Origin of the sequence: Vibrio sp. T9, from assembly GCF_003123985.1 — a bacterium.
GTDB classification, from domain to species: domain Bacteria; phylum Pseudomonadota; class Gammaproteobacteria; order Enterobacterales; family Vibrionaceae; genus Vibrio; species Vibrio diabolicus.
The window spans coordinates 1-11,051 of record NZ_NIGY01000023.1 but is presented as its reverse complement, the minus strand read 5'-3'; the positions used below and the strand labels follow the sequence as shown (position 1 = coordinate 11,051).

Annotated in this window: 14 protein-coding genes and 3 pseudogenes; 2 read left to right on the top strand and 15 right to left on the bottom strand. The window is 40.1% G+C overall.

Annotated elements, in window-relative coordinates:
* Positions 1 to 241: 241 nt before the first annotated feature.
* The 5 genes from CBX98_RS24835 to CBX98_RS24805 form a co-directional block, all read right to left on the bottom strand.
* On the bottom strand, positions 242 to 721 hold the full coding sequence (locus CBX98_RS24835; protein ID WP_242446617.1) for a TonB family protein: 480 nt from the start codon (positions 719 to 721) through the stop codon (positions 242 to 244).
* Entirely contained in the window at positions 684 to 2,006 is a 1,323-nt protein-coding gene (locus CBX98_RS24830; protein ID WP_109170504.1) for a HEPN domain-containing protein, read from the bottom strand. Before CBX98_RS24830 ends, CBX98_RS24835 begins: the two co-directional genes overlap by 38 nt.
* A gap of 132 nt (positions 2,007 to 2,138) precedes the next feature.
* A complete protein-coding gene (locus CBX98_RS24825; RefSeq protein WP_005483286.1) occupies positions 2,139 to 2,813 on the bottom strand; it encodes a hypothetical protein in 675 nt (224 codons plus the stop codon).
* Between the two features lie 132 nt (positions 2,814 to 2,945).
* Positions 2,946 to 3,695, bottom strand: coding sequence for a class I SAM-dependent methyltransferase (locus CBX98_RS24815; RefSeq protein WP_109170502.1), 750 nt, complete (start codon positions 3,693 to 3,695; stop codon positions 2,946 to 2,948).
* A gap of 162 nt (positions 3,696 to 3,857) precedes the next feature.
* On the bottom strand, positions 3,858 to 4,214 hold the full coding sequence (locus CBX98_RS24805; RefSeq protein ID WP_069490865.1) for a cell envelope integrity protein TolA: 357 nt from the start codon (positions 4,212 to 4,214) through the stop codon (positions 3,858 to 3,860).
* Positions 4,215 to 4,414: 200 nt separating this feature from the next.
* On the opposite strand from CBX98_RS24805, the gene CBX98_RS24800 reads away from it, so the two are divergent.
* A complete protein-coding gene (locus CBX98_RS24800) occupies positions 4,415 to 4,858 on the top strand; it encodes a YrbL family protein (RefSeq protein ID WP_109170500.1) in 444 nt (147 codons plus the stop codon).
* 747 nt (positions 4,859 to 5,605) lie between these two features.
* On the opposite strand, the pseudogene CBX98_RS24785 reads toward CBX98_RS24800, so the two are convergent.
* The 5 genes and pseudogenes from CBX98_RS24785 to CBX98_RS24765 all read right to left on the bottom strand — a co-directional run.
* A pseudogene (locus tag CBX98_RS24785) lies at positions 5,606 to 6,055 on the bottom strand (class I SAM-dependent methyltransferase); the annotation flags it as partial.
* A 12-nt stretch (positions 6,056 to 6,067) separates the two neighbouring features.
* A complete protein-coding gene (locus CBX98_RS26685; protein WP_242446615.1) occupies positions 6,068 to 6,238 on the bottom strand; it encodes a hypothetical protein in 171 nt (56 codons plus the stop codon).
* Between the two features lie 143 nt (positions 6,239 to 6,381).
* Positions 6,382 to 6,762, bottom strand: coding sequence for a TonB family protein (locus tag CBX98_RS24775; protein ID WP_005487927.1), 381 nt, complete (start codon positions 6,760 to 6,762; stop codon positions 6,382 to 6,384).
* 29 nt (positions 6,763 to 6,791) lie between these two features.
* A pseudogene (locus CBX98_RS24770) lies at positions 6,792 to 6,930 on the bottom strand (DUF3265 domain-containing protein).
* On the bottom strand, positions 6,899 to 7,519 hold the full coding sequence (locus CBX98_RS24765) for an HNH endonuclease (RefSeq protein ID WP_242446614.1): 621 nt from the start codon (positions 7,517 to 7,519) through the stop codon (positions 6,899 to 6,901). Before CBX98_RS24765 ends, CBX98_RS24770 begins: the two are co-directional and overlap by 32 nt.
* Before the next feature lie 243 nt (positions 7,520 to 7,762).
* Here CBX98_RS24765 and CBX98_RS26680 point away from each other — a divergent pair, with 243 nt between their 5' ends.
* Positions 7,763 to 8,065 carry a hypothetical protein gene (locus CBX98_RS26680; protein WP_109170495.1) on the top strand — a complete coding sequence of 101 codons (303 nt, stop codon included), beginning with the start codon at positions 7,763 to 7,765 and terminating at the stop codon, positions 8,063 to 8,065.
* A gap of 206 nt (positions 8,066 to 8,271) precedes the next feature.
* On the opposite strand, the gene CBX98_RS24750 is transcribed toward CBX98_RS26680, so the two are convergent.
* From CBX98_RS24750 to CBX98_RS24715, 5 genes and pseudogenes are all read right to left on the bottom strand, one after another.
* Positions 8,272 to 8,679, bottom strand: coding sequence for a hypothetical protein (locus CBX98_RS24750; protein WP_109170494.1), 408 nt, complete (start codon positions 8,677 to 8,679; stop codon positions 8,272 to 8,274).
* 133 nt (positions 8,680 to 8,812) lie between these two features.
* The gene (locus CBX98_RS24740) at positions 8,813 to 9,244 is read right to left on the bottom strand and encodes a T6SS immunity protein Tdi1 domain-containing protein (RefSeq protein ID WP_109170493.1); all 432 of its coding nucleotides are present in this window, start codon (positions 9,242 to 9,244) and stop codon (positions 8,813 to 8,815) included.
* Between the two features lie 158 nt (positions 9,245 to 9,402).
* Positions 9,403 to 9,885, bottom strand: coding sequence for a MazG-related protein (locus CBX98_RS24730; protein ID WP_109170492.1), 483 nt, complete (start codon positions 9,883 to 9,885; stop codon positions 9,403 to 9,405).
* A 150-nt stretch (positions 9,886 to 10,035) separates the two neighbouring features.
* The gene (locus CBX98_RS24720; protein ID WP_020840791.1) at positions 10,036 to 10,314 is read right to left on the bottom strand and encodes a hypothetical protein; all 279 of its coding nucleotides are present in this window, start codon (positions 10,312 to 10,314) and stop codon (positions 10,036 to 10,038) included.
* A gap of 90 nt (positions 10,315 to 10,404) precedes the next feature.
* A pseudogene (locus CBX98_RS24715) lies at positions 10,405 to 10,512 on the bottom strand (DUF3265 domain-containing protein); the annotation flags it as partial.
* Positions 10,513 to 11,051 lie beyond the last annotated feature (539 nt).

The following is an 11,051-nucleotide window of genomic DNA, read 5'->3' as shown; positions in this document are numbered from 1 at the left end:
CGAGTCCAAGTTAACTTCTTGCAACTGAAGTTTTCGGGATAACTGTTTCGACAACCAACTCTTGCCTGAGCCAGAATTACCGATGATGAGAATTTTCTTCATATTACTCCCGCATGCTAACGCCCTGCTAAGGGGTGAGCAACGCAATACAAAAGCCGCCGCAAACCACCTTAATCACTAAAATCAACGCATAGCAAAAATGCCACGCGTTGCGAATCCCTCTTGAGCAGTTTGTTATGTGTCAAATTTTAAACTCGAACTTAGCTTTTTTAGGGCCAGTTTCCCCTTTTTCGGAAGGCGCATACTTCCGTTTTGATAATATTCGCACTGCTTCAGCATCGAACACTCCTTTAGGCACAGAATCAGTAACCATTATGTCAATCACATCACCCTGACTACTAATATTAAACGTGAGTACAACAGTACCGACTAATTTGTTTTTCCTTGAACCTTTATGATTCCTAGGCGATACACTGTCCCGAGCTTTGTGTTCTTGATAATTTGGGGAACTAGCACTTTCAATTAAACCAGCGCAACCAGACAATAATGTCGCTATAAATACTATTAAAATCTTCATACTTAATCTTTGACAACATAACGCCGCATTAAGGTGTGAGCGGCGCTTGGCTATACTTGAGCGAAGCGAAACTGCCAAGCGTTGCGAATCACTCTTAAATGCTTTGTTAGCTCTTGTCAGGTAAGCGTTTGTCTTGATAGACATCAATGACGTCTTTAGAAACCCCTAGTTTGAATAATACCCAACCAATAATTGTTAGTTGCAAGCACAAAGAGAGCTCCATTAATTGATTCATTGAAATTACTTTTAGGATTTTTTTAGGTCTACCAACATGAGCAATCTCATTTCTTAAACTGGAAATTCCCACACCTATATCAGTAATATTTACTGTATTGAAAACTTTCTCTATTGTTTTCTTAATTTTAACTGAAGCGTATGTGTCAATTGGATACTCATACTTCTTTAACTTCATATCTTCATCGTAACTAATAAATTCTAGTTGTGTCCCGTAAAGAACAATCTCTCCATGTAACTCATGTTCAGAGCGAAACCCCGACTCATTCTGAATTCTTGAAATTAGAGTGGAATAATTATCTTCACTACCTAGCCAATTGGACAAAACTAATTCCAAGTCGATCTTTGACCTTGTAATAGGCATATGGAAATGTGTTCGCTCTTGGAGTGAAAGTTCCATGGTTCTCTTATCCAAGAGCATTGTAGGATAGACGCTTAACTGTTCGCTAAACCCACCTACTTCTTTGACAAGTTTAATGCTATCGGGGAATACGGGTGAGTAAATCAACAAAGAAAATAGATTTGCAATCTCATTGATATATTCATAAAAAGACTTAATATCCCCACCATTTTCATTTTGAAGATATATACGATAAGAGATATCCTTTTTTAACATAAAGTTAGCCTCAGGATAAGACTCCTCTAGTTCTGAGAATGTTTCTTGTAAGGCTTTCTGGGCTTGTTCATCTCTACTATAAATTTGAGTTGTAACGTCTCGAGACAATGAACCAAATTGAGCATTATTTCCCACAGATAGCTTGCCATATTTAGTATCTATTGATAATAAAGGTTCAGAAGAATACTTAACTAAATCTTTGTATCCTTTGGGAAAGAAAAACTCCTGCAAGCCAGTTAAAGAGAAATTTACCTTATAAATGCTTTCCTCATCTTCGAGGTGAGCCCCAATAACTAGGCATAAAAAGCCCACTGTTCCAAATCTAGAGCTTAGCCCTTTGCTAAGTTTAACTCCTGAGTTTTGAGGAAAAAAGTTTCCAACAAGCGTACACGCTTCTCCCGTAGATAGTACACCATGAACTATATTTGACTGATTGGGGACTTGATGACCAGTTATCGAGTAAGAAAGCTTCACGCCAGCCTCTGGGCAATAACTCAACTCCCCGACAAATCGGCTTTGATATTCACCATTTGTAAAAAATTCACCTACCCATTGTTTTTTCTGGAATAAGTCTGCCATTCTAACCTCTGAATGTACTGTAATTTATAATGAGAGAGCTAACGCTGCATTAAGGTGTGAGTAACGCGACCACGAAACTCAACCATGCCACTGTAAACACTGAACCCAAAGACGAAGCAAAAATGCCAAGCGTTAGGAATCACTCTTAAATGCTTTGTTAGGCTTTTTGTAGATAATGCCGTAGGTTTTTGTAATATATTTTAGTAATTTAGCATAATTTTCATTGGTGTGTTCTTCGATGTTTTCTGCCGTTATGGCTAATGAATTTTCAACACTTTTAGCTACCATTGGGTTTTCCCAGTTCATATGTGGGCTACCCAAAGTCATAGCGAATGCTTGCATTCTGTCATGTTGCCAAACAATGTAATTACATGCGTTAATACAATCTTCGAAACCAAGCGGTTGATGAAGTTGGATGCGAACAAGCAAAGATTTTATACGGCTCGAATTCTGACCACATGGCTCAAGAGCCGCAATTAACTGTTTTGACAAGTCATTGCCAAACTCATTTATTACATAAACGACCTCAGGATGAGGGAGTGACTTGTCTAGTTCAATGTAGTCTTTATGTGACTCAAACCGAATATGGCTAAATTTCACAATCTGTGCGGGTACTACAGAATGACGAATAAATTCATTTACTTCAGTAATTAACTCATCAAACAAAGCGTTTACTTGCGCTGATTTTTGCTGAATTTTCCATGAAGAAAGAGCACAATAAGCAACAACAACAGTAAGTAGCCCCGAACCAGCTTGTACGATACCACTCCAGTCCCATTTTGAAATCACCAACCAGATATCTTGCATATTTCTCCTAAAGCCTAACGCCTTGTTAAGGTGTGAGGCACGCAATATCGATGCTTCCGCATGACACCTGAACCACTAAAACCACCGCATAGTAAAAATGCCACGCGTGCCGAATCACTCTTGAACAATTTGTTATGCCTTTTGTGCTTTTATTAACCACCAAGGTCTACCGTCAAACAATCTAGACCCTACCTCATTTGCTTCGTTTAGAAGAAGATCTACAACTTGCTCCGATAGTTCCGCTCTCAGTCGCTGCTCATTCGCTAACCATTCATGATAGATTGAAGCCCAGTACTCTGAAACACCTGCTCTCTCTATAACTTCAGCTGAATTTACAAAGCCAGAATATGTTAAAGCCTTGTTCCAAGTCTTGCCCAAACGTTTGAATTTTGAAGAGTTAGCTAAAGGGGCACGGGTAGTAAAAAATAACTGCCCACCGTTGTTTAAATGCTCATATATATCTGTTAAGACCGAATATTCATCGCTTGCAAATGGTAGTGCATCAATACTAACTACCATGTCGAAATTACCCTCGAGTTTTTTAATGTCATCAAACGAAGCAACTTCAAAACTCACTTTTTCACATAACCCTTGTTTCTCTGTTCTTTCCCGAGCGAATTGTATTGCTGCAAACGAGCGATCTAATCCTACAACTGTACAACCAAACTCTTTTGCCAACCAAACACTCAAACCACCTGACCCACAACCAAGATCTAAGATCCTTTTAGGTTTTAAATCTCTGATAGTCTCAGCTAGGCTTGCTAATAATTCATTTGTACAACTACTGTATGGTTGAAGATCTTGTGGATAAGAATCACCTACAGCTTTGACCCAGAGGGAATTAAAGAACGTATTTTGAAGTCTCTCTTTATAGCTATCCATGCTTTCTCCGAACTGTCAGAATACCTTGAGGCATAACGCCTTGTTAAGGTGTGAGGCACGCAATACCTAAGCTTCCGCATAACACCTTAACCACTGAAGCCAACGCATAGTAAAAATGCCACGCGTGCCGAATCACTCTTGAACAATTTGTTATGTTCACGGCTACTCTAAATCAACGGTAAGGTTAATATCTTTAAACTGCTCGAACTCTTGCGGACTTAGACTCAATAAAAATTCGAATGGGGAGCTGTTCTTTACTGCTTTTTCGACCGCGTTATCAAACGAGCGAAGCCCACTAGTTTTTAGTACCGAGAATTCGGTAACCTCAGCTTTATCATTAAGTTTGAAGTTTACACGGACATCGTACCCTAGATACTCATCTTGCTGGTTCAATTCATCTTGTATTCGCACTTTCATCAAGGATGCATTGTGAACTAGTCTAGCCTCTGGCGAATCATTGAAACCAACACACCCAGCAACAAACATTGATATTAATGCAATAAAAATTGCGTTTTTCATTATTAACGTTCCTTGAACATAACGCCCAATTAAGGGGTGAGCCACGCAACCACGACATTCAATTTGGACGCCGTAAACACTGTACTAAACCTGAACCAAAAATGCCAAGCGTGGGGAATCCCTCTTAAATTGTTTGTTATATGCGTACTAGACGTTTACACTAATTTCTCTCAACTATATGATTTTAGATAGGTAAATACATGTCTATTCCACCGAGCCAAAGCCCTGATATTGATTATGAGAACTTAATTGGTAACTTCATTGGCACTGGTTCAGCTAGAGATGTTTATGAAGTAACTGGCAAGCCAAACTTAGTTATTAAAGTAGCTAAGTCAAACCTACAAAACGGTGCAAACCAAAGAGAAGCTAACTACTACCAGCAAGCCCAAACAGCACAAAACCAACCAGTACTCGATGTAATTGGGGAAGTTAAGAGTATCAGTCAAACAGGTAAATATCTTATCATGGAACATTTATCTGATATTACTGACAATAAACTTGTCCCTGTCCAAGTACCATCAGATCTTACCGATATCAAACGCCCCAATTTTGGTTATGATACTAAAGGAAACGTAAAAATGAGGGATTACGGACAGACAAAAATGCCTCTGTCTCCTAGACCAACAGTACCGTTTAGCATATAACGCCCTGCTAAGGGGTGAGCAACGCAATACAAAAGCCGCCGCAAACCACCTTAATCACTAAATTCAACGCATAGTAAAAATGCCACGCGTTGCGAATCCCTCTTGAGCAGTTTGTTAGTTTGCAAACCCAAGGAGTTGATTTTACGTTATTTTAAATTTTGAAAACAATAAGCTTTATGTGCTTTGATGCACTTAAGTCAAGCTTAGTCTCAAAGCGGCAACTCAATGAAACTACTTGGAACAAACAACGTGGCAGAAAACGAATTCACAACACCAAAAAGCGCTTTTGGAAAACCAATCTCACAATACGGACTTTCAACAAAGCCACTGAAACCACATGAACTTACCACACCAGAGAAAACGTCATTTCAGCGAGTAAATCGGCTTTTGTACCAACAAACTCAACGAGCAGAGTTTCAGCAAAAAAGCTCAACGCAGTTAACCCAAAAGTCGCCACACCAAAGAACAAATCAACCGTTGCAATGATAACAATTTGGGATTTTCACCACGCCAGCTAACACTGAAATTGAAAGCCAATACGACAACTTAAACTTTGAGCTTTTACCACTAGATCTTGCGATATAGCTGCGTTTTTCCTCTTGCAAACTAACGCCGCATTAAGGTGTGAGCAACGCAATACCGATGTCACCGCATACCACCTTAAACACTAAACGCAACGCATAGTAAAAATGCCACGCGTTGCGAATCACTCTTAAACAGTTTGTTAGCAGTTTTTTATACACCAAATTATGCTTTTATCGCATACACCGTTATGTGGTTTGAAGTTTCACGCTCATAGACACTGATATGAAGCACTTGGAACCCTGCTTTCTCTAGTTCAACGACAAGATCACTTTCAGAGGTAACATGGCGATATGGACTGCCATCCCTATAAGTTTCATAGCTATTTTCATTTTTAGAACACAAGCTACTGACAAAAAACACCCCGTTTTCAGACAGTGAACGATAAACATGACTCAAAAATATGACTCGATCTGCACCGATAATGCAATGCAAGCAATTACCGTCAATGACAACATCATAACGTTCTGGAAGTTCAAGAGACTCTGCCGTTAGGTCAGCTGAATAATAATTACCCTTGACTCCTGTCGCTCTGGCTTTTTCCTTTGCCCATTCAATTACGGTTGGTGAAATATCTATACCTGTCACCTCAAAGCCCAACTTCTGGAAAGCTCTGCAATGATGTCCTTAACCGCAACCTAATTCGAGCAATTTACCTTGCACGGGTCGTTTAAATAGCTCGAGAAAACGCTCCACTAAAACTGCTTTAGACATTCGCTCGTTGCCACCCCAACCTTTCCAGCCAGCTTGGCGAGCTTCAACATACATGTCTTCATGAACTTGATAGTCTTGTTTCATATTCATCCTTGACTGCTAACGCCCTGTTAAGGGGTGAGCAACGCAATACCGAAACCGCCGCAAACCACCTTAACCACTAAAGTCAACGCATAGTAAAAATGCCACGCGTTGCGAATCCCTCTTGAACAGTTTGTTATATTTTTCTATTCCGAAAATTTAATTTCAGTTGTCACATATACTGGTATATTCAGTGAGTTAGACTCGGATGGTACGTATTCAACTTTACTTAACGCTTTTAAGGCAATTAGATCCCATTCACCCTTAGGAGACGACTCAACAATTGTAGGATTAAATATCTCGCCATTCGAGTCTATTAAATAGTTAATTAAGACATAACCACCTGTTTTTGGCACCTTTATATTAGACTTCAAACTAAATCTAAAATCCTCTGACGACTGAACCCAATAATCACCTAAGTCATGTTGCTCAACTTTTATTGGAGATTGTGTCAGATACACTTCCTGTTTTGATGCACAACCACATAAAATTAAAAAACTTAGTGACAATATACTCAGTTTTTTCATATACACTCCTTGTAAAATATAACGCCCTGTTAAGGTGTGAGCAACGTAATACCGATGCTACCGCATACCACCTTAAACACTAAAACCAACGCATAGTAAAAATGCCAAGCGTTGCGAATCACTCTTAAACAGATTGTTAGGCTCTGTTTTCCTCGTACCAGAAGTCATGTTGATTCAATTGAATGTCAAATCCACTTTTGGATAAAAAGTTAATCTGCTCTCGGTTGAACTCTACTCCGTGCTCTTTTTTGAACGCCTTCATTTGACATAAAAACCTAAACTCCTCAATGTCTTTGGTTCCTTTTGAGGAATTACAGGTTTTACAACATGGAAATAAATTTGAGAGTTCTGTTTTACCTCCGCGAGACTCGGGGACAAAATGATCAACAGTTAGCGTTTCAAGCGTTAATCCAACCCCGCAGTAGTAGCAAAAACCGGAGGTTTTATTAAAAACATCCGACCTATACTTTTTTACGGCGCTCTTTCTGGCATTTGGTTTAACAGTATGGTCGAGGAAATCTGGATCTACTTTGTTTTCGTCAAACAAATGAATGTACTTTTCATCAATCTCCCAAGGACCATCATAAGAAAAAGCTCTTGCTGCAATTTTGCAAGCCTTTCGAGAACATCCGACAACAGTGTAGTTTATGCCCTGATCATTTTTATACCACCCTTCAACCTGAGACATAAAACCCCCATGAACTGGACAGCATCCTTTATTAAGCCTATTTAAGCGCTCTTCTACTTTCTTTCTCATTGCGTCCTCGGAGCCTAACGCCCTGCTAAGGGGTGAGCAACGCAATACCGAAGCCGCCGAATCCCACCTTAATCACTAAATTCAACGCATAGTAAAAATGCCACGCGTTGCGAATCCCTCTTGAGCAGTTTGTTAGTCGCGAGGCACCGAGCGACAATTTTAAGCTGAACTAAACTTTGCGAACAACAAACTTTATGTGCTTTGATGCATTTAAGTCAGGCGTAGTCTCAAAGCGGCTACTCAATGAAACCACTTAGAATAAACAGCGCCGCAGAAAACGGACCGACAACACCAAAAAGAGCCTTTGGAAAGCCAATCTCACAGTGCGGACTTTCAACAAAGTCACTGAAACCACGTGGAACTTACCACACCAGAGAAAAAGTCACTTCAGCGAGTAAATCGGCTTTTGTACCAACAAACTCACCGAGCGGAGTTGCAAGCAAAAATAGACTCTCGATTGCCCTGCACTGTCAGCACCAAAGAACAAAACAACCGCTAGGATATTTACAAAACTTGGGACTTGAAACAGTTGAAACTGAGTTTTGAGCATCGACGATGAATCTGTATACCAAACAAACAGCTGCCAAATTTTGAGCTAAGAAACATGATTTTGATTGCTAGCTTTTTCTGGCGACTAACGCCCAATTAAGGTGTGAAGCACACGACCACAGCACTTCATTTGAACACCGTAAACACGGGACTAAACCCAAACCAAAAATGCCAAGCGTGCTGAATCACTCTTAAATTGTTTGTTAAGTGCGTTCTAACGTCTTGTTTAAAAACCTTTCTACTTGAGCTGAAAACGGCAGTCCCAATTTAACGATGTTAGTGCAACAGCGAGCTATTATCTGTGTTGCTTGAGCGTAAAAATCAGTATCAATCTCAAATTCTGAGTTGTCGTTAAAATGCTTTACTGCATTTCTAGCCCAATTCATATGCTGATTTCGAATCGTTTTTTCATCGACAGTGCAACCAGTGAGCTGATGAAGAGCTACAACTAATTCTTCACATGCATTTGCAGAACCAGTATTACTGACAATTTTCCCTAGAATTTCTTCGGATGCACCACTCAGAGTAAGAGCACAGATATAATCCTGTTCGTCGAAATACAGCTGGATAGCTTTGTCTAGCCGATGTAATGCAATCGCTTGCTTATTCATATAACCTCTGAGCACTTAACGCCCTGTTAAGGTGTGAGCAACGCAATACCGATGCTCCCGCATGCCACCTTAAACACTAGGCGCAACGCATAGCAAAAATGCCACGCGTTGCGAATCACTCTTAAACAGTTTGTTATGTGTTTGCGTGCTGAAGTTTAAAATGCAACTGAGACATTAGTGATTGATATACTTTCATAGTAAATACTTGCAAATTTTCCATACAAAACTCACCACCAATAATTGGATGCAGATTCCAACCTAAGCATTCGTCTTGTTTTGGTTGTAGCCCGTGTTCGAGCGCCAAGTCATACCAACTAGTTAAAAAGACATTATCACACCAATCTTGTGATTTATTCATTTTATTGTACTCATGAAAGTCCGAAGCAATTGTTTCATAGGTACCATCTAAAACCGATAACAATGAAATTGAGCCATCCACTTCACCAAATAGCCAGTCACCCATGATGGTTAGATACAAAGGTTTCCCTGTAGGATTAAGCAACCATTTCCACTGAGGTAACAAGGTATCTATTTCTACGTCCGAGACTTCCCAAATAAACTGCATTTTTATCTTTCTCACTCTGTTTAAAAACCCATTGACACATAACGCCGCATTAAGGTGTGAGCAACGCTACCACCAAACCTAAACCATTGCACCGTAAACACAAAACCCAACCTTAAATTGAAAATGCCAAGCGTTGGGAATCACTCTTAAATGCTTTGTTATGGCGCTGAACTCAAAGTTAGCTCTTGTATATCAATTTGGTCTACTTCCCTACCCAATATCCGCTTGTACTCGACTAAACGATGAACTGGGATGACTGGTAACTCGATACCTTGATAATCTTTAAGAACTGATTCTGAAAAGTAGATTTCAAGCTGGTGCCAAGAGCCATCTTGACGTGATTGTATCTTCGTATGTTGAGACAAACCGATTTCAATTTTTTGACTTTGGTAAACCAACTGGAAATACTCTAAATCCCAACCATATTCGGCATAATGAGCTAACGGCTTTGATATGTATTTTGCTACATGCGATAACACCTTGTTTGCGTCAGAGTTATGAATATAAAGATCTATATCTGCGATTTCCCGACTACCACCATGAATGGTTGCCGCTAACCCACCGACTACTTGATACTCCACATCCTCTGCATCCAAGATTTCTTTGAGCCACTGCAAGGCTACTTTAACTTTATCACTCATCTAGTTCCCTTAGCTGAATTTCGCCCTGCGCCATAACGCCCTGTTAAGGGGTGAGCAACGCAATACCGAAGCTGCCGCAAACCACCTTAATCACTAAAATCAACGCATAGTAAAAATGCCACGCGTTGCGAATCCCTCTTGAACAGTTTGTTAGGCGACATTTCTACGTTTAACTTCTTTCTCATACGAAGACTCGTTGTATAGCCAAATAGCCCAAAATGCGAAAAACATCCCGATCGTGTAAATTGAGTAATTAAGAGCATTATCCGATAAGAAAATCGTAATGCTTGCCGCATCAGAAGATGGATACAGGAAAATAACATTAAAAATCATGTACAAAATGGCTGTGACGAAAGTTGTTCTGAAAAGCCAATTTAAACATCCTTTCTTTCGCGATTTTTGCCAATTATCAAATGCTTTACCATTCATTAACCCCCTCCTTTTCCGTTAACTGAAGCTAGATGCACGCCAAGATACTATCACTACTCTATCGTTTATCTCATGTCGCCTAACGCCCAGTTAAGGGGTGAAGCACGCAATGACCAAGCCACTGCATTGCACTTCAACACCGAAACCACCGCATACCAAAAATGCCACGCGTGCTGAATCCCACTTGAACTGTTTGTTAGCACGCTGCCCCTAAAGCCTTTGGTACTCGCCAAGATATTGAAATATAGCACGAAACTGATGGCTTAAAACACTGAAACCAAACGGACAGCTGCCAAACTGAAAACTAACTTTAAGCGCAAGTTGGCAAGAAGAAAAACATGCGAAAATACACTATTTTCGCAGTAATAAAATTTGCAAAGAATTCGAACATCGGCCTTGAACAACCACGACAATGATCCGAATTTAAGGCAAGAAATCAACCGCGCCAGAGAAATTGCCCTAAAGTTAGAAACCGTAAACGGTAAAATCAAATCGAAAACAACTCACATAGTGCCACCGGAGCGAACATGAAAGGCACACTTGATCAGGTGTAAAGCTAGAAAAAGAAACCAATAAACACCAAGACTTTTGACCTCTGATGCCAACCCAGTGCTAACGCCTTGTTAAGGGGTGAGCAACGCAATACCGAAGCCGCCGCATACCACCTTAGTCACTAAAACTAACGCATAGTAAAAGTGCCACGCGTTGCGAATCCCTCTTGAACAATTTGTTAGGTG

Excerpts from the sequence above, each read along its gene's own strand:
- CBX98_RS24800 (WP_109170500.1), top strand. The coding sequence starts at position 4,415 with ATGTCTATTCCACCGAGCCAAAGCCCTGATATTGATTATGAGAACTTA.
- CBX98_RS24805 (WP_069490865.1), bottom strand. The coding sequence starts at position 4,214 with ATGAAAAACGCAATTTTTATTGCATTAATATCAATGTTTGTTGCTGGG.
- CBX98_RS24835 (WP_242446617.1), bottom strand. The coding sequence starts at position 721 with ATGTCTATCAAGACAAACGCTTACCTGACAAGAGCTAACAAAGCATTT.
- CBX98_RS24830 (WP_109170504.1), bottom strand. The coding sequence starts at position 2,006 with ATGGCAGACTTATTCCAGAAAAAACAATGGGTAGGTGAATTTTTTACA.
- CBX98_RS24740 (WP_109170493.1), bottom strand. The coding sequence starts at position 9,244 with ATGCAGTTTATTTGGGAAGTCTCGGACGTAGAAATAGATACCTTGTTA.
- CBX98_RS24765 (WP_242446614.1), bottom strand. The coding sequence starts at position 7,519 with ATGAGAAAGAAAGTAGAAGAGCGCTTAAATAGGCTTAATAAAGGATGC.
- CBX98_RS24815 (WP_109170502.1), bottom strand. The coding sequence starts at position 3,695 with ATGGATAGCTATAAAGAGAGACTTCAAAATACGTTCTTTAATTCCCTC.
- CBX98_RS24775 (WP_005487927.1), bottom strand. The coding sequence starts at position 6,762 with ATGAAAAAACTGAGTATATTGTCACTAAGTTTTTTAATTTTATGTGGT.
- CBX98_RS24720 (WP_020840791.1), bottom strand. The coding sequence starts at position 10,314 with ATGAATGGTAAAGCATTTGATAATTGGCAAAAATCGCGAAAGAAAGGA.
- CBX98_RS24825 (WP_005483286.1), bottom strand. The coding sequence starts at position 2,813 with ATGCAAGATATCTGGTTGGTGATTTCAAAATGGGACTGGAGTGGTATC.
- CBX98_RS26680 (WP_109170495.1), top strand. The coding sequence starts at position 7,763 with ATGAAACCACTTAGAATAAACAGCGCCGCAGAAAACGGACCGACAACA.
- CBX98_RS24750 (WP_109170494.1), bottom strand. The coding sequence starts at position 8,679 with ATGAATAAGCAAGCGATTGCATTACATCGGCTAGACAAAGCTATCCAG.
- CBX98_RS26685 (WP_242446615.1), bottom strand. The coding sequence starts at position 6,238 with ATGAAACAAGACTATCAAGTTCATGAAGACATGTATGTTGAAGCTCGC.
- CBX98_RS24730 (WP_109170492.1), bottom strand. The coding sequence starts at position 9,885 with ATGAGTGATAAAGTTAAAGTAGCCTTGCAGTGGCTCAAAGAAATCTTG.